The sequence below is a fragment of the Mesorhizobium sp. genome (assembly GCF_005063415.1).
Taxonomy (GTDB): Bacteria; Pseudomonadota; Alphaproteobacteria; order Rhizobiales; family Rhizobiaceae; genus Mesorhizobium.
Genome location: NZ_SUEG01000002.1, coordinates 112,113 through 133,125 on the forward strand (window position 1 = coordinate 112,113; position 21,013 = coordinate 133,125).

The window sequence follows — 21,013 nt, forward strand, 5'->3', positions numbered from 1 at the left end:
AGATGCGTCGGAAGAGGCCCTAAGCGTGGCGGATTTCCGTTCCCAGCACCTTCAGGCATTCGCGGATGAACGCTGCAAGCGCCGTCCAGCCTTTTGCCGAAACCATCGTCCCGTCCACATATGCCTCCGTTGGAGACAGGTCGATATAGGTTCCGCCCGCAAGCGTCACCTCCGGCTCGCACGCCGCCAGCGCGCCGACCTTCTTGCCACGCACGACGCCGTCGACCGCGATCAGGATCTGCACGCCGTGGCAGATCGTGAAAATCGGCTTCTTGGTTTCGTGGAAGTGGCGCACCATCGCCTGCACCCGCTTGTCGGTGCGGATGTATTCGGGCCCGCGACCGCCAGCGCAGTAAACGGCGTGGTATTGCTCTAGCTGCTTCTCAGCGTCGGAGAAGGTCTTGTTGATCAGCGCATAGTGGCCGAGCTTTTCGGTGTAGGTCTGATCGCCCTCGAAATCGTGCAGCGATGTTTTGATCAGGTCTCCGGCGATCTTGTCTGGGCACACGACATGAACAGTGTGGCCCACCGCTTCCATCGCCTGCTGGTAGACGAAGATTTCGTATTCCTCGGTGAATTCACCGGTCAGCATCAGGATCTTTTTGCCTGGCATGGTACTTCCTTTCCTGTGACAACGACCGGGCGAGACCTGTACTCGCCAGGTGGGCTTGAGTTCCTAGAAGGGTGAATCGGGGACGTAGTTCTGGTTGGCACAGGCCTGCGGGATAATCATCGACGACGGGTACGGGCACATCGGGACGGTCTCAGTCGAACGCCAGCAACAAACGGTCGCGGGAATGCTCGATATGGCGACGCATCGCCTGCTCGGCAGCGGCAGGATCGGCCGCATCGAAAGCGGCCAGAATGGCCTCATGCTCGTCAAGCGCCTCCTCGGTGACGCGCGAATGGAACATCAGGCGAAATATGTGGAAGTGGGTATGCTGGTGCGCCAGTGTCTCACGCACGAGTTCGTTGTTGGCGAATTCCATGACCTTGTCATGGAAAATGGCATCCTGGCGGGCGAAGTTGGAATACCGCAGGCGCTCGTCCTTGCCTTCACGGCGCGCCATGACGCCGGCCGACTTCTGAAGCTGCGCGAGCTTTACCTCGTCCATGAGCGCGGCTGCCTTGGCTGCGCCATGAGGTTCGAGCAGCAGGCGAAGCTCATAAAGTTCGTCAAACCGCCGTTTCGTGATCTGCGGCGCAGCGCGGTAACCGATCAGATGCGTCTTCAGCACCAGGCCTTCGCCTTCGAGCCGGCCGAGCGCCTCGCGGATCGGCGTGTGGGATACGTTGAACTCCTTGACCAGACTGTCGACCGTGATCCGGGAACCCGGCGCAATCTTCAACGACATGAGTTGCGCAAAAATCGCTTCGTAGACGTCCTCTACCAGGCTGCTGGAGCGCTGGATACGCCCGCCGCCGAGGTTCGTATCGTCTGCATTGAGTAAGTTCATGGCCTGCATGTTTTGCCTCTTGACACATCGAGTTGCTAACACGATGCTCCGATTAATGCAATCCTATATCCTATACGATTTTATAGAGGATATAATTTGAGGCCGTTTCGAGACAAAGCAATGGCACTTGCGGTGGCCCTGCTGGAACAGCGTGCCGCCCCCGCGGCCTTTCCAGCCATCACAGGATGCAGATCATGAGCCTTTTCGCTGCCCTAAGGCTGCCGCGCGAAATCCTCTTCGGGAAGGGCCAACGCCACGTCATTCCGGTTGTCGCGGCCAGACTCGGACGTCGCGCGCTCGTCTGCACCGATGAACGGTTTGCCGCAACGGACCCGTTCGGAGAGATCGTCGCGGCGCTGCGAGCCGCCTCGATAGACGTCCTGGTGCATGACCGTGTGCTACCCGACGTCCCCCGGGACACCGTTGCCGTCTGCGTCGAGGAAGCACGGAAGTTCGCGCCCGACATGGTGATCGGCATTGGCGGCGGCAGTTGTCTCGACATGGCCAAATGCGCCGCGTTGCTCATCAGTCACGGCGGTCAGCTCCAGGATTACTACGGCGAGTTCAAGGTGCCCGGCCCGACGCTGCCGCTGATCGCGGTGCCGACGACCGCCGGCACTGGCTCTGAAGTGACCCCGGTCGCCGTGATCTCGGATCCGGATCGCACGCTGAAGGTCGGCATCTCCAGCCCGTATCTGATCGCGGCCGCAGCCATCTGCGATCCTGAACTGACGATGACATGCCCGCCGGCATTGACGGCGATCGCAGGCGCCGATGCGCTGACGCATGCAATCGAGGCCTTCACCGCCGTCAGGCGTGGGACCGATCCCGGCCTTCCCCAGAAACATGTCTTTATCGGCAAAACCGCTTTGACCGATCATTTCGCCCTGCTGGCGATCAAGCTGCTTGGCCGAAGCCTTGAAACGGCATACCGCCAGCCCTCTGACGAGGACGCCCGGGCCGACGTCATGATGGGTGCACTTGCAGCCGGCTGCGCGTTCGGAACGGCCGGCACGGCGGCAGCGCACGCCGTGCAATACCCGGTTGGCGCGATAACCCACACCCCTCACGGATTGGGTGTCGCCACCATGCTGCCGTACGTCATGAAGTACAACAGAACCGCCGCAGCGACCGAGATGGCTGAGATCGCCAGCGCGCTCTGCCTCGATGGAAAAGGCCGGACGCCCGAAGAGTTGGCCGACGCGACCATTGGCGAGGTCAGTCGGCTGTTTGGGGCAATCGGGATCATCCCCACGTTGGCCGAGCTAGGGCTGCCTGCCGACAAGCTCGATTGGACGGCGGAACAAGCGATCGGTATCGAGCGCCTCATCAAGAACAATCCGCGGCCATTCGATTTGAGGTCCATGCGACGCCTGGTCCAGGCCGCCTTTGATGGCGACCTCGCCAGCTGCGTCATGTAAACAATCGGGAATATCGAGATGAACACGTTTTCACAGGTTCTGTCGGATGATCAGGGCGTCAGCGACTTCCACACAATTTCGCACGGGCTGTATATTGACGGCCAATGGCGGCAGTCCGCGGATGGCAGGGTAATTCCGGTCATCGATCCTTCAACGGAAGCCATCATTGCTGCCGTACCCGATGCGACCTTGGAGGACGCGGCCGCCGCCATTGACGCCGCTGCCAAGGCGGCCCATGGCTGGCGGACAACGTCGCCGCGAAAGCGTTCCGAGATCCTCAGACGCTGCTTTGAGTTGATGACGGAACGATCGGAGGCACTGGCTACTCTCATCGCATTGGAAAACGGCAAGGCCCTGCGGGATGCCCGAGGCGAGATCGCGTACGCGGCGGAATTTTTCCGTTGGAATGCCGAGGAGGCCGTTCGCATTACCGGTGAATTCGGTACTGCGCCTTCCGGCACCAACCGCATCGTGGTCGACTACGAACCGATCGGCATATGCGTCCTGATCACGCCCTGGAATTTTCCTGCCGCGATGGCAACGCGCAAGATCGCGCCGGCACTTGCCGCTGGATGCACGGTGATCCTGAAGCCGGCCAGTGAGACCCCGCTTACCGCCTACGCGCTGGCCGCGCTCTACCAGGACGCGGGCGTTCCACCAGGGGTGGTCAACGTCCTGACGACCTCCAGTCCCGGCCCTGTGACGGCAGCCATGCTGGCCGATCCGCGAGTGCGCAAACTCTCCTTCACCGGCTCGACCGGTGTGGGCCGCGCTCTGCTGGCAGAAGCTGCCAGGCATGTGGTCTCGTGTTCCATGGAACTCGGCGGCAACGCACCGTTCATTGTCTTCGATGACGCCGATCTCCAAGCGGCGCTCGATGGCGCAATGGTGGCCAAGATGCGCAACGCCGGCGAGGCCTGCACGGCCGCAAACCGCCTCTACGTGCAATCTGGCATCTACGAAGCCTTCTCCGAAGGCCTCGAGAAGCGGATGTCGTCGCTCAAGGTCGGCGCCGGCACCGACCCGGACACGGAATGCGGGCCCATGATCACGAAAAGGGCGGTCGAGAAGATAGACCGCCTCGTCATTGACGCGATCACACGCGGCGCGCGGGTCATGTGCGGCGGCTTCGTCCGGTCTGGACGTGGTTTCTTCTACCCTCCTACGGTGCTTCGCGACGTGCCGGGCGATGCAAAGATGGCGCAAGAGGAAATATTCGGGCCGGTGGCGCCAATCTCGAGCTTCGAAACAGAGGCCGAGGTCATCGAGCGCGCCAATGACACCGAATATGGGCTTGCTGCCTACATCTACACGCGCGATCTGGCGCGCGGCATGCGGGTGGCCTCCCGGATCGAGGCCGGGATGATCGCTCTCAACCGCGGGCTGATGTCCGATCCGGCAGCCCCCTTCGGCGGCGTCAAGCAGAGCGGGCTCGGCCGCGAGGGAGGGCAGCATCACGGCATTGCCGAGTTCATGGAGCCGAAATACCTCGCCGTCAGCATGTGAGCAGAAGAAGAATGCAAGGCGATCCCTTTCGCATCCGCGACCACGTCGCTGACTTTGACCAAATCGTGCAGGACATTGTTGACCGCAGCGAGGCCGCCCGCGCCGCCATTGCGATGGCCGCAGACGTGGCCTACGGACCGGATCCGACCGAAACCATGGACCTGTTCTTTCCCGCGGGCAAAAGAACGGCGCTTCCGGTGCACATCTTTGTCCATGGCGGCTACTGGAGAATGTTCTCCAAGCACGACTATTCATGTGTCGCGACGACGATTACCCAGGCCGGGGCCATTGCCGTCATCGTTGATTATGCTCTGATGCCCAAGGTCCGAATGGCGACGATCGTCGACCAGGTGCGCCGCGCCAAGCAGTGGATCCTGGCCAACATCGCCGATTATGGTGGAAACCCGACGGCCCTGACTGTCAGTGGTCATTCGGCAGGAGCCCATCTTGCAACGTTTCTGTTCGAGGGCGAGCATACCCCCTCGAATGTGAGGGCAGCCCTTCTGCTGAGCGGGCTCTACGATTTGAAGCCGCTACAGGATTCCTTTCTCGCCAACGAGATTGGAATAACAGACGAGGAAGTCGCCATGTTCACACCTCTCGCCTGTCGGCATGATCCTCAAACCAAGACGGCGGTTCTGGTCGGAGCCAACGAGACGCCACCCTTCCATCAGCAAGCCGATCGATTCAAAGCAAGCTTGCTGCGGCAGGGATCGTTGGTAACGTCGCATGTGCTCCCGAACCGCAACCACATGGACAGCGTCAGAGATCTTGGCGTGCCGGGGACTGAGGCTGGCGATTGCCTGGCAAAACTGATCGCCAAGGCCTGCTGACTATCTCGGGTTCTCCAGGCGGTTTGCTTTGCGCCATTCCTCGTACTCCCCGCGGGCATCGTCATGCAGCGGATAGTAGCGTTGCAACGGGCCGCCCTCCATGAGCTTCGCTCGCGAGAACTCCTCCCAATCGTGATGCTTCTGTGATTCTTCGATCACCTTCGGGGCCATTGCGACGGGAAGCACAACCACCCCGTCGTCGTCGGCGACGACGATGTCGCCGGGGATCACCGTGACACCGCCGCAGGCAATCGGAACGTTGACGGCATTGGGATAGATGCTGGTCTGCACATGATAGTTTGGCGTCCAGCCGCGCAGCCATAGGGGCAGGTCGAGCTTTTCGACATTGGGCCGGTCGCGCATGCACCCATCGATGACGATACCCGCCCCGCCCCTGCCCTTGAAATACGTCGACATCATATCGCCGAAGACGCCCGAGCTCATGTCGCCGCGCGCGTCGACCACGACCACATCGCCCTCCTGCGCGTGATAGAGCACGTGCCGGTGCAGTTGCGTCTCCGGATCGGCATATTCTCCTTCGGTGAAGAGGTCCGGCCGCTGCGGCAGGAACTGCAGCGTCAGCGCCGGCCCCACGATCGACTTCCCGTGGTTTTGCGCCACCGGACCAACCATGTGCGGATTGCGGAAGCCCATGTGGCCAAGCGTGCCGGCAACCGTCGCGGCGCCGATCTCCCTTAGCGCGTCGATCAGGTCTTTAGGCGGCCGCGTAATGTCGGACGTATGCGTCATTGTGGACTCCGATTGAATGGAACTACCAGTTCGTAACAGAACCGTCGCGGCGCTTAAGGTGAGGCGCTTCCCAGAAACGCAAACTCTGCGCCTGGACCGCCACTTCGTTGACCTCGACGCCGAGCCCCGGCAGATCGCCGACCGGGTAATCGGTCCCGTCGAGCCGTGGTTGCACGGGGAAGAAGTCGGAATTGTCGAAGCCCAGCTTTATTTCGGGCGCCCTGGTCTCGAGCCACGCGAAGTTGGGTACCGCGGCAGCGAGATGCACGGTCGCGGCCGTGCACACGGGACCAAGGGGATTGTGCGGCATCAGGTCCACATAGTGCGCCTCGCTCCAGCCAGCGATTTTCATCGCCTCGGTGAGCCCGCCGACATTGCAAACATCGATCCGGTTGAACTGATGGATGCCGCGCTCGATGTAGGGCAGGAACTGCCACTTGCTGGCAAATTCCTCGCCGATGGCAAAGGGGATTTCGGTCATCGTGCGCAGCGATTCATAGGCCTCCGGCGTCTCGTCCCGTATCGGCTCCTCGAGGAAATCAAGCACGCCGCGGCCGAGCTTGTTGCAGAAGCTCGCCGCCTCTGCCACCGACAGCCGATGATGATAGTCAAGGCCGATGACCACGTCACCACCCAGCGCCTCGCGCGCCTTGTTCAGCATAGCCGCGGTAGCGCCGATGGACTCGCGCGGCTCGAAGATGTCCTTGCTGTTTTGCCCGAAGGGGAAGAAGCGGATCGCCTGCCACCCCTGTGCGCGAAGTTCGCGGGCCCGTTCGATGGCAACATCGCCCTCGGCCTCGTCGCCGGTCGAGGCGAAGGTGGGAATGCGGTCGCGCTGCTTGCCGCCCAGCAGCTCATAGACCGGCACCCCCAGCGCCTTGCCCTTGATGTCGTGAAGGGCGATGTCGACGGCGGAAATCGCCGCCTGAAGGACTCGCCCGCCTTCGAAGTACTGGCTGCGATAAACCTCCTGCCAGATCCGCCCGATCTGCATCGGGTCGCGGCCGATGAGAAACTCGCGATAGTGCTCGACCGCGCCGGCCACGGCCCTCTCGCGACCGCTCAAGCCGCTCTCGCCCCAGCCGAAGATGCCCTGGTCGGTCTCGACCTTGACGAGCATCTGGTTGCGCGTTCCCACCCACACCGGATAGGGCTTGATCGCGGTGATCTTAAGCTTCTCAGTCATCCGCGCCCACGTTTCATGCGCATTCGCCCTATCTCAGTTGGCCTTGAGGGCCATTTCAGTTTCGCCGTCGAACAGATGCATCCGCTCCTGGTCGAACTCGAGCCAGATCTGCTCGTCGGGCGCGACGGCAATGTTTGGCGGCACGCTGACGTTGACGACGGCGCCGGACAGGAACGCCTGCACGAAGGTGACGTCTCCGGTCGGCTCCACCGTGTAGGCCTTGGCCGGGACGCTGCCTGGCAGCGCATTCTTGTGGAGCTTGATCGTCGAGTGACGTGCGCCGAGCACGACTTTCTTGGTCGTTGCTCTAGCCACCTTCTGGGCATTGCGCGGCGAGAGCTCAAGGCGCCAGCCCTCGGCGCCGGTCAACACCGTGTTGCCGTTTGCGGTCGAGGCCTGCAGCGGAATAAGGCTCATCGCCGGGCTGCCGATGAAGCTGGCGACGAACATGTTCACCGGATGGGCAAAGACCTGCGCCGGTGAATCGTATTGCTGCAGGTAGCCGCCATTCATCACCGCCATCTTGTCAGCCATGGTCACGGCTTCGAGCTGGTCGTGCGTCACATAGATGATCGTCGCCTTGAGGTCCTGGTGGAAACGCTTGATCTCCGACCGCATCTGCACGCGCAGTTTGGCATCGAGGTTAGACAGTGGCTCGTCCATGAGGAACACCGCAGGGTCGCGAACGAGGGCACGGCCAAGGGCCACACGCTGCTGCTGGCCGCCCGAAAGTTCGCGCGGCTTGCGCTCGAGCAGATGCGTCATATCGAGCACCCGCGCCGCTTCCTTGACCTTCTTGTCGATCTCGTCCTTGGGGAGTTTGCGCATCTGAAGCGGGAACGCGAGGTTCTTGTAGACCGATTTCTGCGGGTAGAGCGCGTAGTTCTGGAACACCATTGCGATGTCCCGGTCCTTGGGGTCGAGGTCGTTGACCACCCGCTCCCCGATGATGATGTCGCCCGATGTGATCGGGGTCAGCCCGGCGACGAGATTGAGCGTGGTTGTCTTGCCGCAGCCTGAAGGGCCGACGAGCGCAACGAACTCGCCGTCATTGACCGTCAGCGAGACGTGGTTGACAGCTTTGAAGCCGCCATAGCTCTTGACGAGATCTTGGAGGACCACGTGGGCCATCGGCAACTCCCTAGTGCTTGACCGCGCCTTCTGTAAGGGCGCGTACAAAGTATCGTTGCAGGACCAGGAACAGCACCACGACGGGCACGCTCATCATAAAGCTGGCCGCCATCAGGCCCGGAAAGTCCGTCGTATTTTCCGAGAAGAAGCGTTGGATGCCGACCGGCAGGGTCAACTGCTCGTTCTTGGAGAGGAAGGTGTAGGCGTAGATGTATTCGTTCCAGGCGCCGATGAAGGAGTAGATTGCGGTGGCGATGATCCCCGGCGTCGAGAGCGGCATCACGATCATGATGAAGGCCTGGAACCGTGTTGCGCCATCGATGCGCGCCGCCTGCTCAAGCTGCACCGGGATGTTGTCGTAAAAGCCCTTGAGCAGCCAGATCGCCAGCGGCAGGCCGAAGGTGAGATAGGTGAGGATCAGCGAGCCATGCGTGTTTATCAGACCGATCGCGCGCATCAGGATGAAGAGTGGCACGAGAAAGATCACCGCCGGGAACATATTGCGCAGCAGCACGGCAAAGAACAGGAAATTCCGGCCGGGGAAACTGAAGCGCGAAAACGCGTAGGCCGCAGGGACAGCCACGATCACCGAAAGGATTGTCGTGACGGTCGACACGAAAAGGCTGTTCCAGAAGAAGCGGAGGAAGTCCTGGCCGACGCTGTTCTGCGGATCGAGCAGCTTTTGGTAGCTGGCGAGGGTAGGCTCGTCCGGCCACCATTGCGGCGGGAATTGCGTCGCCGCGAAGCCGGACTTGATCGAGGTGATCAGCATCCAGATCATCGGCAACGCAGTATAAAGCAGCATGAACACGAGGAATATGCGCCCGGCCCACCGCCATCCGTCGACGCGCATGCGGCGACGAGTCTGGGCTCGAGGGGCTGTCTCGGCAATCGTGCTCATGCGCTCCCCTCTTTCCGCTCGTTGCCGCTTAACGCACGGACGTAGAAGTAGCCCAGCGTCATCAGTGTGAGGAACAGGAGCACCGAATAGGCCGATGCCACGCCCCAGCGCTGCCGTCCGAAGGCGAGCTCATAAATGTGGGTTATCCAGATATGCGACGCATTCGACGGCCCGCCGCCGGTCATGATCCAGGGGATGATGAAGGAATTGAAGTTGGCCACCGCGAGCAGCAGCATCGTCACCACCGAGACGTTGCGCAAGTGCGGGAAGGTGACGTGCCAGAAGCGCTGCCATGCATTGGCACCGTCGACTTTTGCGGCGCGAAGCAATTGGTCGGGGACTGTCTGCAGGCCGGCCATCATCATGATCATGGCAAACGGAAACTCGCGCCAGATATTGACGACGATCAGGGAGGGCAGCACCGTGCTGACATTGTCGATGAAATTCGGCGGCTGGTCGGCCAATCCAAGGCCGACCAGCACCGCGCCGATGATCCCGAAGTCCGAATGGTAGATCCACTTCCAGATATAGGAGGCGGCGACGGCGCTGATGACCCAAGGGATGATAAGGATAGCGCGCAAGACACCACGGCCGATGAAGTCGCGGTGGAGCGCCAGCGCTGTGGCAAACCCCAGGACAAAGGAGATGAAAGTTGACCCCAGTGTCCAGATCAGTGTGTTCCAGGTGACTTTCCAGAACACCTGACTGGTGAGGATGGTCGTGTAATTGTCGAAGCCAATGAACGTCTTGTCACGAAGCTGCAGACCTGGCGGTGTCTTAAAGAACGACAGCTCGACCGTGTAGTAGATCGGATAGGCGATGACGATGAGCATCACGGCGATCGCTGGGAGCACGTACGCGTAGTCCGCGCGATGCGCCCAGATCTTCCGCAGCGCGCCGGACCTGCCAGGTTGCAATTTTCGGCGAGCCTCGGCCTTCCCGGTCACGATCGTCACTTGTGGCGTGCCCTTATTCTTCGGAACGAGGCGGCTGCGCCAGCGGCGCAGCCGGTCAGGTCGTAGGTCAGGCCCGGACTAGAGTCCGCCCATCAGGTCTTTTACCTTCTTGGCCGCGTCGTCCGCTGCCTCGTCGACGGTCATCGCGCCGGTCAGGGCATTCTGCAGCATGTCCGGGATGATGATGTTCATGATCTCGGGGGCCTGCGGCAGCGCTGGGAACGGGATGCCGTATGGCAGCATCGAGGTGGTGACGTCGAGGAACTTGATGTTGTCCAGACGTTCCTTCATCCACTTGGTCTTGAAGCCGTTGAGATTGCCCGGGTTTGATCCGGCGTAGGCCATCTTCAGCGACCATTCAGGGCTCGTCCACATGCAGATGATAGCTTTCGCAGCCGGCTCGTCTACCTTGCCGCCCTCGACGTATTCGGGCTTCAGGATGTGAATGTTCGAGCCGCCGAACACGACGGCGCGCTTGCCGTCGGGACCAGTCGGGATCAGGCCGTAGCGCATGTTGTCGATGACCGTCTGCGCCTTGTCCTTGTCGGTGCCCGTCGCCTTTTTCTGCAGGTCGAGCATGACGTTGTAATCGGACGGGTGCGAGATCATCATGCCGAGCTGGCCGGCGACGAACAGGGGCTGGTTATCGGCCTGCTGGTTGGTGAGTGCCGAAACCGGAACCGACTTGTCGCGCACATACATATCGTACGAGGCTTGCAGCGCCGCCTTGCTCTGCGGACTATCGAGCTGGACCTGCTCATAGGTCGGGTTTGCCGTCGCTTCGTCGAAGACGCCGCCGCCATAGGCCCATAGCTGTGGCATGAAGCGGTACGGCGTATTGCCGGCATTCTTGCGAGCCACGAGGCCGTAGCCGGCAATGCCGAGCTTGTCGTGGATCTGCTTGGAATATTTGACGACGTCTTCCCAGGTTGCCGGAGCCTTGTCCGGATCGAGGCCCGCGCGCTTGAAGATGTCGGCGTTCCAGATGAACGCCATCGTCTCGTTGTTGGTCGGAATGCCGTAGGTCACGCCCTCCCAGGTCACGGCCTTCATGGCGCCAGGCCAGAAATCCTCGGTCGAATAGCCCACATCCTCTGGCTTGAGCGGCTGCAGATAGCCCTTTGAGGCGAACTCGGTACCGCCCAGGATTTGCAGGCGGACCGCCATCGGCGCGGCATTGCCCAGGAGCGCGGTGCGGAACTTGTCGAGAAGGTCATTATAGGTGAGGGCTTGTTCCTCGAGCTGGATGTTCGGATATGTCTTGCGGAAGGTCTCGAAGAATTCCTTGTAGTACTGGCGCAGGAGGTCGGGGTCGCCCTCGAACACGCCCTGATACCAGAAAGTCAGTCGCCCCTTGTACTCGAGCGGGGTGACCTTGGCGCAATCGGCCGCCGTGTCAAAATCCTGTGTGCCCGCAATCGAGCGCACATATTCCGGCGACCACTTGCTCAGGTCAACCGGCGGTGCACCCAGCGCCGATGTAGACGTCAGGGATGCCATCAAAGCAGTGGCGACAGTGCCGCGCAGGACGGCACTGCCGAGCGCAATTCTCGTCATAGGTATCCTCCCTGGTTCTCCCATGCCGCCCTGCGCCAAAGCAAAGCGGTCCTTGCTCGTTTCGATCGCGAGGATGCTTCTTTCAGCTCAGTGTATCCTCTCGATCGCTTGGTACGTTTTCAGATCATGGATTGCCTGTCAACGCGCCAGATCGTACATTGTTTGCGAAAGCCGTGTGTGATATCGGGCAAGGTATGTATTAAATTGGGGAGCCGGCCTTGGCCGAAATAAGCGATTTCAAAGCGATGCCACCGGTGGGGACCGATCCCATCGGGGCCTCCAGCGAGGGCGCCTCGCTTTATGAATTGATCAGGGAAGACATCATCGAGGGACGGCTCGCCGCCAACGAACGGCTTGTGGTCACCGATCTCGCCCGGCGTCACGGCACTTCGACCAATCCTGTGCGCGAGGCCCTGCAGCTGTTGCGCGGCGAAGGCTTTGTCACCTTTGTCGCCAACCGCGGGGCGCGCGTCCGACCCATTGATCAGGATTTTGTCCGGGATATCTACGAGATCGGTGTTCTGATCGAGCCAGCCCTGACACGATGGTTTGTGAATATGGCTACCGGCGAGGACATCGCCGAACTCGAACGTCTCCAGGGCCTGATCGAAGAGAACAACTTCGCCGACACATTCAGGCACAGTGAGCTGGATACCGCTTTCCACACGGTGATGTACCAGCGGCACTACAACCGCCACGCCGCCGAGCTTTGGTGGAAGCATCGCGAAGTGCTGCGAGCCGTGAGCCGGCGTTTCAATTTCACGCTGGCGCGACGTGCCGCGATCATGCGCGAGCACCGCGAACTCATCGCGCTTGTGAAGGCGGGAGAGGCCGACAAGGCGGCCGAACTCGTTTCCCGCCATGTCGAGGGTTCGGGCCGGCATATTCTCGAACAGATGCGAGCGCGCAACGCCGCTCGGGCCGGATAGAATATCCAGTCCAGAACATCGTTAGCTGACCATTTTCAGGCAAAGGTAGTTGAGATGAAAATCACGAGCATTCGGCCGTGGCTGATCAAGTCCGATGCTTCTTACTGGGGAGAGTTCCTGTTCGTCGAAGTGACGACCGACGAGGGAGTGAGTGGCTGGGGAGAGATCACCACCACGACAAGGCTCGCCAACCGCGCTCTCTGCACGATCCTGCGGCAGATCGGCGTCGCCGTGACAGGCGAGGATCCGGCGCGTATCGAGCATCTCTGGCACAAGATCTTCCGCAGCTTCACCTACATGGGAAGCCGCGGCGCCGCCGTCGAATGCGTGAGCGCCATCGACATAGCCCTCTGGGACATCCGGGGCAAAGTCCTCGGCAAGCCGATCTACGAGCTGCTGGGCGGGCCGGTACGCGATGAAATCGCGCTCTACACCCATCCCAACCAGGCCAAATTCACCAGCAAAGAGGCTGTGGTCCGCGAAATTCTAGACATTGTCGAGTCCGGACACACTGCGCTCAAGTTCGATCCTTACCCCCACCAGGGCCGCAGCGCCGATGGCCTGCCCCGCGAACAGCGGGACGGCTACCTCGATGGCAGCATGACCCGCAAGGACGAGCGCGAAGCCGCCGAACTCACGGCTCTGATCCGCGAAACGGCAGGACCCGATGTCGACATTCTTATCGATGCGCATGGCCGCTTCGACGTTCCCACCGCCATTCGCCTCTGTCGGAGCCTCGAGGAGGCCGGCCAGATCGACTGGTTTGAGGAGCCCTGCCCGCCTGAGAGCCTTAACGCCCTCAAGCAGGTGCGTGAGAAGGTCAATACCGCTATCTCATGGGGCGAGCGCGGCCACACGAAATGGGATTTCGTCCCGGTACTCGAGAACAAGCTCGCCGACTACATCATGCCCGACGTTACCTGGACCGGCGGCATTACCGAACTCAAGAAGATTTCTGCGCTGTGCGAAGCCTACTACGTCCCGGTCTCGCCACATGACGCCGCGGGACCGATCAACGTGGTTGCGGGAGCGCAGGTGATGATGACCGTTCCCAACTTCTACAAACTCGAAACATCGGAGTGGAACCTGGGCAAATACGATCACCTGATCGACAGACCACTCGACATTTCGAACGGTAGCCTCAAGCTGACGTCGAAGCCTGGTCTCGGTATTGAGATGGACCGCGACTATCTGCAGGCCCACGAGATTGAGTTGGGCTAGCAACACTCTATGCCGGCCCAGGGTGCGGGACGACAAGCCGAAAACGAGGATAGGTCATGGCAAAGACAGGTGGCGCCGACGAAGCGCTCAATCGGGTGAACGCGAACTCCAAGCCATCCCAGCTTCGCATCACCGACATGCGGGTAGCAGAAATCGTCGGCGCGCCGTTCACCTCGACCCTGCTCAAGATTTACACCAACCAGGGCATCGTCGGGCTTGGCGAGGTGCGCGACGGCGCCAGTGCCACCTACGCGCTGATGCTGAAGAGCCGGCTGCTTGGCGAGAACCCTTGCGACATCGACCGCCTGTTTCGCCGGATCAAACAGTTTGGTGGGCACGGCCGGCAAGGCGGCGGCGTCTCGGCGGTCGAAATTGCGTTGTGGGATCTCGCCGGCAAGGCCTATGGCGTCCCTGTCTACCAAATGCTCGGCGGCCGGTTTCGGGAGAAGGTGCGCGTCTATTGCGACACCGACGCTACCGTGCCGAGCGGCACCGAGACCGGCAAGCGCCTCAAGCAGCGCATGGCGCTCGGCTTCACCTTCCTCAAGATGGATCTGGGATTGATGCAGATCGCGGATGTCCCTGGTGCGGTCGTGTCTCCTGCCGGCTCACTTGAAGGGTACCGCGCCCATCCCGGCCGCGGCCCGGTCAAGACCATGGAGGAGCGACGCGCCCGCAATGCCGCTTACGATTTGCATAACGTCCCCCATCCGTTTACCGGCCTCCACTTTTCCGACAAGGGCCTCGACCTGCTTGAACAGTACATTGCCGAGGTTCGCGATATTATCGGCATGGATATTCCGCTCGCCATTGACCATGTCGGCCACATCTCGCTGCAGAACGGTATTCGGCTCGCCAGGCGGATTGAAAAATACGTGCCGGCCTGGCTCGAGGATGTGATCCCATGGCAGTACACCGAGCAGTACCGGCAACTGCAGACCGCTACCACGGTGCCGATCTGCACCGGCGAGGATATCTATCTTAAGGAGGGCTTCGAGCCTCTGCTCAAGAGCGGCGGCCTCTCCATTATCCACCCGGACCTGCTCACCAGCGGGGGCATCCTCGAGACCAAGAAGATCGGCGACATGGCGCAGGACCACGGCGTCGCAATGGCCATCCATATGGCCGAAAGTCCAATCGCCGCAATGGCCGCGGCACATGTCGCGACGGCGACCGAAAACTTCATGGCGCTCGAATACCACTCTGCCGATGTCGACTGGTGGGACGATATCGTCACCGGCGTTCCCAAGCCGCTGGTGAAGGACGGCTTTATCACTGTTCCGGACAAACCTGGCCTGGGGATTGACGACGTCGTCGACGAGGTGATCTCGCAGCATCTGCAGCCGGGTGTCACCGGCATCTGGCAGCCCACGGATCACTGGGACAACGAGTATTCCTGGGACCGCACCTGGAGCTGAGGCGAAAAGAACCGAAGATGAAGATCACCGACCTCCGCTGCGCCGTCATCGGCAAACATCCCATCGTCCGCATCGTTACTGACGAGGGCCTCTATGGCCTTGGCGAAGTCGAGTTTACCAAAACCTATCTCAAGCCTTGGGTGCTGCATTTCCGCGAGGCGCTGATCGGCGAGGACCCTACCGACGTCGAGCGGGTGATGCTGAAGATCCGCCAACGCGGCTCTTTCAAGCCCTATGGCGCGGCGGTAAGCGCTATCGAGCATGCGCTATGGGACATAGCCGGCAAGGCCGCAGGCGTGCCGGCCTACAAACTGCTCGGCGGCAAGGTGCGCGACAAGGTGCGCGTCTATAACGGGTCGATCCGCCAGAAACGCACGGGCGACCGGCCGGAGGATTACGCCGCTGACGTGAAATGGATGATGGAGCAGCCGCATAACTTCTTCATGATCAAGCAAGGAATCTCGTTCCACTCCAACATGAAGGACACTATCGAGGGCTTCCATTACGGTGTGACGCAGAAGAAGGCTGGCTATCACGGTGCCATGGATCAGGGCGTGATCAGCGAGCGCGGTTTCAACCACATGCTCGACTGCGTGATTGCGATGAAGGAAGTGCTGGGCGACAAGGTCAGCCTGGCGCTCGACTGCGGCCCGGGCTGGATGCTGCCCGATGCGATCAAGTTCGCTCGCGCGGTCGAGAAGTACAATTTGATGTGGCTCGAGGATATGCTGACCGGCGACTATGTGCCGTGGGTCAATCCGCAGGCCTATCGGGAGCTGACCACCTCCACCTCGACGCCAATTCATACCGGCGAGCAGATCTACCTGCGGCACAATTTCAAGGAGCTGATCGAAACGCAGGCGGTGCGCGTCATCGGCCCGGATCCGGCCGATATTGGCGGCATTGCCGAGCTCAAATGGGTCGCCGAGCACGCCTATATGCACTCGATCCTGATGGCACCGCACGGCACCGCGAACGGCCTTCTCGGCCTCGGCGCGCTGATCAATGTCTGCGCCACCCTGCCCGCCAACTACATCGCGTTCGAATACCCGAGCGCCTCTGACCCCTGGTGGGAGGACCTCGTAATCGGCCTGCCGTCGCAGATCGTGAAGGACAGCATGGTGGACCTGCTGGAAGCGCCGGGGCTGGGCCTCGATATCGACGCCGAAGCAGCCAGGAAGTATCTCAGCGAAGAGGATGCGGGCTTCTTCGACTGAACCATGCTTCTTGCGCAACCCCGCGCCGCGCGGATCGCTTCACGCAAAATGGCATCCAGAATGACCGTTTCGGGGCCGGATGCGGACTGGCAGCTTTTCAGCAGCGGAGGGTCCAAAGCTGGACATTCAAATCGGTGCATCCTGAAAGCAACTAACGACGCGGGGAAGGATACTGCACGCCTGTACTGCGGCCTCCAACCGAAACTACTTCGTTGGCAGTCCCGCAGCGACGAGGTCGGCTACCTGTCGATCAATCACTGCAGGATTGATATGGAACGTCATATCGCGCCACCGCGTGGCCTTAAACCACGGCTGCATGGCAAGCGCCTTGAGGACTTCACTGCGTGCATCGTCAGTTTTTCCAAGATGGACATCGTTGATGGCACGTAGCAGCGGAACGGTGATCAGGAAGTCTGACGCCTTCGTGATCAGTGCAGCAGATTCGGCGTACTTTTCGATATCCGTCAGCGCATTTGCCTTCATCACGAGATAATAATCGGCGAAGTTTGGATCGTTCCTGAGCCCGTATTCTGCTCGCTCAATGGCCTTGTCTGTCAGGCCGCTGAAGCGGGCTGCTGATGAAAGGTCGCCGATGAGAAACGCGTCTCCGGGCGAAAGCGCAATCACCTCATCGGCCCTACGCAGAGACAGATCGAAGTTGCCCTCATGAGCGCTGACGTAGACGGATGACCACAAGCAGCTTTTTCTTGCGTCGGGTCCGAGGTTGGCCCGCGGAAGAACCTTTGCTTCCAGTTCGGACGCCATGCGCCAATGTTCGTCAGGCTTTTCGTCGAAGCCGAGGTTGGCCGCCAAGACGTGATCCCAAGCCAGTCCGCACGATAACAGCGACGAGTCGGGAAATTTGGCAAGGCCCTCAAGAATTATGTCCGTCGCCTTCACCAGGCTCTCGGGCGTGAACTGCCCAAAAAAGAAATTGGATCGAAGGAAGAAGTCGTACTCTTCAAGATCCGGTGTGTCCTTTTCCCAGACCTTCTTGTATTCGATGTCGTACATTTTTCCGCGCTGGCCACCAAGCGTCCCAATGATGCGTTCGATCGCCTCGTCCTGAATCACAAGGGGATTGTTTCCAGAGCGATCGAACTTTTCCGCCCAGAGGTTTTCGCCCGTGCGCGCGTCGATCAGCTGTGCGGTGATGCGCACCCGCTCCGTCTCCTTCCAGATACTGCCCTCGATCACGTAGGCCGCGTTCAATTCTTGGCCGATCTGGCGGACATCGGTTGGCTTGTCCTTGTAGACAAAGGTAGAGCTACGCGAGAGCACCTTAAGTTCGGTGACGCCTGCCAGCATCGAGATCAAATTGTCTGTCATGCCGTCGCTGAAATACTCCAGCTTCGGGTCGCCGCTCATGTTCTTGAACGGCAGAACCGCGACGGTCGGGATACCACCCTGGCCCATATCGCGCTTTGTTCCATAGAACTGCCACCACGCCAGGATCGCTGTGACTGCTAAGACCAGCACCAGGAAGCTCGCCACGACTGGCAGCCGCGACCGGCTGCGGCTCGCGCGCCTGGGCTTGGCCTTGCCGCCGATCGTGACACGGTATGCCTCCACCGGCTCCGCGATGTTCTTGACCCTCTGCAGGCCCATCGACTGAAAGCCGAAAGCCAGCTTCTTCTCAACCTCGCGCGCGACCTTTGCAGACACCCAGATGCCGCCAGGCTCGGCAAGTTGTTCTAGTCGCGCCGCGATATTTACGCCCTCGCCAAACCGATCGTCACCCTCGACAATCACCTCGCCAAGATTGACGCCGATGCGCACTTCGACGCGCTGGTCTTTCGGCAAAGAGGCGTTTCGCTCGGCCAGCCCACGTTGCAACGAAACCGCGCATTCCATCGCCTCGACGACAGAAGAAAACTCCGCCAGCAGGCCGTCGCCCATCAGCTTGAAGATAGTGCCATGATGACGCGCTACTGTCGGCTCGAAAAGTTCCTTATGATCGGCGCGCACCCGTTCATGCGTACCCGCCTCGTCGCGCTCCATCATGGCAGAGTATCCGACAACGTCAGCAGCAAGGATGGCGGCGAGCTTGCGGTCCATTTCGGAGCACTCTGTCGGCGGCCAACCTCGGAGGCGAGGTGGCAAACCCTCCCGGTTCCAATCAGTTTCGCCTATCAGGACCTTACCCGCAAGCGGCTGCCGGTTACGAAACGACTTGATTGGGGCCGGACGCGGACTAACAGCTCCTGGTGGCCACGGAGCAATACAAGACATTCAAATTGATGGGTCTAGGGTCTCTGATCGGCCCGAAGCGGACGTCGACCATGGGCGGCAAGCCGTCGCCAAGATGAGGAGGAGACTTCCTCTGTTAGCCGTTTTGAAGATGCGATGAGGTCCGCTCGTTGCAATTAGGTTGCCAGCTCAAGTATTTTCTGCCAGCGAGGATGATTGTGAAGCTTGGCGAAGTCAGAGTCCTGTTTGACCCATGCCTTGGTCTCGTGATTTGCCTGCGGAAGCAGACGCGCCAACAAATCTAGCGCCGGCTCGGCATCATCCAAAAGCGAGTAGACGCAAGCAGCATTGTATTTGGTTAGAACATCGTCGGGATCAATGGCCAACGCACGCGACGTCCATTCCCTCGCACGGGCGATCTCTCCAATTTCGGCTAGCGCAAGGGCGCCTAGATAGGCTGGACGCGGGTTATCGGGATGCATAGCCAACTCGCCTTCGGCCAGCTTAATTCCTGTGCGCGCTGCATCGATAATATCCTTGTCCCGGCCCAGGGATCGGTAGATCTGGATCAGCAGAATCTGGCTCTGGTAGTCATCTGGCTTGATCTCAACCGCCCGTTCGTATAGCCGCGCGGCTTGATCGAGTTTGCCCTGCGCGAAGGAGGCACGAGCGAAAAAGTAGTGGGCTTCGTACAGGTTAGGATTCAGGGCAATCGCGCGTTCAAATTCCGTCTCAGCCTCGGGATAACGCTCCCCGAGCGATAAGGCCAATGCGCGCGAAGCATGAGCCTCGGACAGGCCACCCTCAAGATCGAGTGCCTTGGCGCTAGTGGCCAGAATACTCTCGACTGCTATGTTCTCATAATAATGCAGAAACAAAAAGGAGTCGCAGTCGGCGATCCCGGAATACGCTCGGGCATAAAGCGGATCAAGCTCGACCGCTTTCGAAAACATTCGCCTCGCAAGCGTGTAATATGCTTTCGAGTGCCTGTGCAGGAACTGGCGTCCTCGAAGATAGTATGTGTAGGCATCGATGTTTTCGGTTGGCGCTTGGCCAACGATCTTTTTCTCCTCCGGCAGAAGCTTTACCTTCAGCTGCTCGACGATCGTTCTCGTTATCTCGTCCTGGATAGCGAAGATATCGGTCAGGTCTCGGTCGTAGCGGTCGGCCCATAGATGGAGTCCGTCCTTCCCGTTGATGAGCTGAGCTGTTATTCGCACGCGCTGCCCAACCTTGCGCACACTTCCTTCCAAAACGGTCGTGACGTTGAAGCGCCGGCTCACATCCTGTACGTCGACCGGCTTGCCCTTATAAGTGAATACAGAATTACGGGCGATGACCGACAGGCCTGAGATCTTGGAGAGGTCTGTGATGATGTCCTCGGTAATCCCGTCAGAAAAGTATTCCTGCTCGGGATCGCCGCTCATATTGAGGAAGGGGAGCACCGCTATTGAAGGCTTCTCCCTTTGCAGCGGATTGCCTTGAGGCGTCTGCTCCACGCTCGCAGCACGTGGATCGAGCGACACGTTGTAGACCCTTACAGGTTGTTCGATGTTCTTTAGCTTCTGCTCGCCGGTATCCTCGAAGAGGAGGTCGAGCCGGTTGCCCACATTGTCGCGCACTGGGCCGGAAACGGCGATGCCACCGGACTTGGCGATGGTTTCGATTCGTGCCGCGACGTTCACACCCTCGCCGTAGATGTCATCGTCATCGATGATGATGTCACCGAGGTGGACGCCAATGCGGAATTCAATCCGCCTGTCCTCGGGTATGTCGATGTTCCGCTCGCGCATCCTTCGCTGAATGTCGGCGGCGCAGGCGACCGCGTTCACCACACTCGGGAACTCGACCAGCATTCCGTCGCCGGTCAGCTTTACGATTCGTCCTCCGTGCTCGACGATCTTGCCGTCCACCAGCTCCTTACGGTGAAGCTTGAGCGCGGCAAGTGTGCCGACCTCATTCACTCCCATGAGGCGGCTGTATCCGACGACGTCGGCGGCAAGGATGGCTGCGAGGCGGCGCATAAAGTTACCTGTCGTATGGGTAAATTTAGAGCTTTCAGTAGCAGGTTCCTGCCGCTACGCCATGAGAAATCTACTTTCCAGGATTATGGCTCGATGGCCTCCTGAACGTGACGATGAGCAAAATCCTCGCTGTGTGTGGGAAGTCACGAAAGAAGAGGAAGTTAATATCGACGGGCCCGATTGCGTTGGATCATGCTTCTTCCATCCAACGTAAACGTCGGCAGTTAGCGCGACCTCGCCCTACAGCTTGCTATCGGCAATGTCTTCTGTGGATGGCTCCCGCGATGCAAGAGGTAATTCGACATTATGGCGCGTT

The 21,013-nt window shown here is 60.2% G+C and carries 17 protein-coding genes; 7 read left to right on the top strand and 10 right to left on the bottom strand.

All coding sequences use genetic code 11. From position 1 onward, the window contains the following. Window positions 1–19 precede the first annotated feature (19 nt). Both E5W70_RS01610 and E5W70_RS01615 read right to left on the bottom strand, forming a co-directional pair. Entirely contained in the window at window positions 20–613 is a 594-nt protein-coding gene (locus E5W70_RS01610; protein ID WP_292653713.1) for a DJ-1/PfpI family protein, read from the bottom strand. Between the two features lie 151 nt (window positions 614–764). Then, window positions 765–1,466 carry a GntR family transcriptional regulator gene (locus E5W70_RS01615; protein WP_292653714.1) on the bottom strand — a complete coding sequence of 234 codons (702 nt, stop codon included), beginning with the start codon at window positions 1,464–1,466 and terminating at the stop codon, window positions 765–767. 185 nt (window positions 1,467–1,651) lie between these two features. Between E5W70_RS01615 and E5W70_RS01620 the strand changes: the two genes are divergently transcribed. The 3 genes from E5W70_RS01620 to E5W70_RS01630 are packed head-to-tail and all read left to right on the top strand — an operon-like array spanning window position 1,652 to window position 5,217. Beyond that, window positions 1,652–2,878: an iron-containing alcohol dehydrogenase gene (locus E5W70_RS01620; protein ID WP_292653715.1), complete on the top strand. Its 1,227-nt coding sequence runs from the start codon at window positions 1,652–1,654 to the stop codon at window positions 2,876–2,878. An 18-nt stretch (window positions 2,879–2,896) separates the two neighbouring features. Next, complete coding sequence (locus tag E5W70_RS01625; protein ID WP_292653716.1) at window positions 2,897–4,384, top strand: NAD-dependent succinate-semialdehyde dehydrogenase; 1,488 nt, start codon at window positions 2,897–2,899, stop codon at window positions 4,382–4,384. A gap of 11 nt (window positions 4,385–4,395) precedes the next feature. Next, entirely contained in the window at window positions 4,396–5,217 is an 822-nt protein-coding gene (locus E5W70_RS01630) for an alpha/beta hydrolase (protein ID WP_292653717.1), read from the top strand. Here the strand turns inward: E5W70_RS01630 and E5W70_RS01635 are convergent, their stop codons facing one another. The 6 genes from E5W70_RS01635 to E5W70_RS01660 form a co-directional block, all read right to left on the bottom strand. After that, window positions 5,218–5,967, bottom strand: a complete 750-nt coding sequence (locus E5W70_RS01635; protein ID WP_292653718.1) for a ribonuclease activity regulator RraA — start codon at window positions 5,965–5,967, stop codon at window positions 5,218–5,220. It abuts the gene before it with no gap. Window positions 5,968–5,989: 22 nt separating this feature from the next. Beyond that, the gene (locus E5W70_RS01640; RefSeq protein WP_292653719.1) at window positions 5,990–7,153 is read right to left on the bottom strand and encodes a mandelate racemase/muconate lactonizing enzyme family protein; all 1,164 of its coding nucleotides are present in this window, start codon (window positions 7,151–7,153) and stop codon (window positions 5,990–5,992) included. 33 nt (window positions 7,154–7,186) lie between these two features. Beyond that, a complete protein-coding gene (locus E5W70_RS01645; protein ID WP_292653720.1) occupies window positions 7,187–8,284 on the bottom strand; it encodes an ABC transporter ATP-binding protein in 1,098 nt (365 codons plus the stop codon). 10 nt (window positions 8,285–8,294) lie between these two features. Further along, complete coding sequence (locus tag E5W70_RS01650) at window positions 8,295–9,185, bottom strand: carbohydrate ABC transporter permease (protein WP_023679256.1); 891 nt, start codon at window positions 9,183–9,185, stop codon at window positions 8,295–8,297. After that, window positions 9,182–10,141, bottom strand: coding sequence for a sugar ABC transporter permease (locus tag E5W70_RS01655; RefSeq protein ID WP_292653721.1), 960 nt, complete (start codon window positions 10,139–10,141; stop codon window positions 9,182–9,184). The genes E5W70_RS01650 and E5W70_RS01655 overlap by 4 nt, the downstream gene beginning before the upstream one ends. A 78-nt stretch (window positions 10,142–10,219) precedes the next feature. Further along, the gene (locus E5W70_RS01660) at window positions 10,220–11,698 is read right to left on the bottom strand and encodes a sugar ABC transporter substrate-binding protein (protein ID WP_292653722.1); all 1,479 of its coding nucleotides are present in this window, start codon (window positions 11,696–11,698) and stop codon (window positions 10,220–10,222) included. A 218-nt stretch (window positions 11,699–11,916) separates the two neighbouring features. Here E5W70_RS01660 and E5W70_RS01665 point away from each other — a divergent pair, with 218 nt between their 5' ends. The 4 genes from E5W70_RS01665 to E5W70_RS01680 are packed head-to-tail and all read left to right on the top strand — an operon-like array spanning window position 11,917 to window position 16,483. Continuing rightward, the gene (locus E5W70_RS01665; RefSeq protein ID WP_023679253.1) at window positions 11,917–12,627 is read left to right on the top strand and encodes a GntR family transcriptional regulator; all 711 of its coding nucleotides are present in this window, start codon (window positions 11,917–11,919) and stop codon (window positions 12,625–12,627) included. A 54-nt stretch (window positions 12,628–12,681) separates the two neighbouring features. Next, window positions 12,682–13,848, top strand: coding sequence for a mandelate racemase/muconate lactonizing enzyme family protein (locus E5W70_RS01670; protein WP_023721828.1), 1,167 nt, complete (start codon window positions 12,682–12,684; stop codon window positions 13,846–13,848). Window positions 13,849–13,904: 56 nt separating this feature from the next. After that, on the top strand, window positions 13,905–15,266 hold the full coding sequence (locus E5W70_RS01675) for a mandelate racemase/muconate lactonizing enzyme family protein (protein WP_292653723.1): 1,362 nt from the start codon (window positions 13,905–13,907) through the stop codon (window positions 15,264–15,266). A gap of 17 nt (window positions 15,267–15,283) precedes the next feature. Further along, on the top strand, window positions 15,284–16,483 hold the full coding sequence (locus tag E5W70_RS01680; RefSeq protein ID WP_292653724.1) for a mandelate racemase/muconate lactonizing enzyme family protein: 1,200 nt from the start codon (window positions 15,284–15,286) through the stop codon (window positions 16,481–16,483). A 204-nt stretch (window positions 16,484–16,687) separates the two neighbouring features. Here the strand turns inward: E5W70_RS01680 and E5W70_RS01685 are convergent, their stop codons facing one another. Next, window positions 16,688–18,541, bottom strand: coding sequence for an adenylate/guanylate cyclase domain-containing protein (locus E5W70_RS01685; RefSeq protein WP_292653725.1), 1,854 nt, complete (start codon window positions 18,539–18,541; stop codon window positions 16,688–16,690). Window positions 18,542–18,849: 308 nt separating this feature from the next. Then, window positions 18,850–20,697, bottom strand: a complete 1,848-nt coding sequence (locus tag E5W70_RS01690) for an adenylate/guanylate cyclase domain-containing protein (protein WP_292653726.1) — start codon at window positions 20,695–20,697, stop codon at window positions 18,850–18,852. Window positions 20,698–21,013: the final 316 nt, after the last annotated feature.

What these genes read in the sequence shown, in the direction of transcription:
- E5W70_RS01675 (WP_292653723.1), top strand. Translation starts at nt 13,905, where the DNA reads ATGGCAAAGACAGGTGGCGCCGACGAAGCGCTCAATCGGGTGAACGCG.
- E5W70_RS01635 (WP_292653718.1), bottom strand. Translation starts at nt 5,967, where the DNA reads ATGACGCATACGTCCGACATTACGCGGCCGCCTAAAGACCTGATCGAC.
- E5W70_RS01660 (WP_292653722.1), bottom strand. Translation starts at nt 11,698, where the DNA reads ATGACGAGAATTGCGCTCGGCAGTGCCGTCCTGCGCGGCACTGTCGCC.
- E5W70_RS01630 (WP_292653717.1), top strand. Translation starts at nt 4,396, where the DNA reads ATGCAAGGCGATCCCTTTCGCATCCGCGACCACGTCGCTGACTTTGAC.
- E5W70_RS01625 (WP_292653716.1), top strand. Translation starts at nt 2,897, where the DNA reads ATGAACACGTTTTCACAGGTTCTGTCGGATGATCAGGGCGTCAGCGAC.
- E5W70_RS01650 (WP_023679256.1), bottom strand. Translation starts at nt 9,185, where the DNA reads ATGAGCACGATTGCCGAGACAGCCCCTCGAGCCCAGACTCGTCGCCGC.
- E5W70_RS01615 (WP_292653714.1), bottom strand. Translation starts at nt 1,466, where the DNA reads ATGCAGGCCATGAACTTACTCAATGCAGACGATACGAACCTCGGCGGC.
- E5W70_RS01645 (WP_292653720.1), bottom strand. Translation starts at nt 8,284, where the DNA reads ATGGCCCACGTGGTCCTCCAAGATCTCGTCAAGAGCTATGGCGGCTTC.
- E5W70_RS01670 (WP_023721828.1), top strand. Translation starts at nt 12,682, where the DNA reads ATGAAAATCACGAGCATTCGGCCGTGGCTGATCAAGTCCGATGCTTCT.
- E5W70_RS01610 (WP_292653713.1), bottom strand. Translation starts at nt 613, where the DNA reads ATGCCAGGCAAAAAGATCCTGATGCTGACCGGTGAATTCACCGAGGAA.
- E5W70_RS01680 (WP_292653724.1), top strand. Translation starts at nt 15,284, where the DNA reads ATGAAGATCACCGACCTCCGCTGCGCCGTCATCGGCAAACATCCCATC.
- E5W70_RS01620 (WP_292653715.1), top strand. Translation starts at nt 1,652, where the DNA reads ATGAGCCTTTTCGCTGCCCTAAGGCTGCCGCGCGAAATCCTCTTCGGG.
- E5W70_RS01690 (WP_292653726.1), bottom strand. Translation starts at nt 20,697, where the DNA reads ATGCGCCGCCTCGCAGCCATCCTTGCCGCCGACGTCGTCGGATACAGC.
- E5W70_RS01640 (WP_292653719.1), bottom strand. Translation starts at nt 7,153, where the DNA reads ATGACTGAGAAGCTTAAGATCACCGCGATCAAGCCCTATCCGGTGTGG.
- E5W70_RS01685 (WP_292653725.1), bottom strand. Translation starts at nt 18,541, where the DNA reads ATGGACCGCAAGCTCGCCGCCATCCTTGCTGCTGACGTTGTCGGATAC.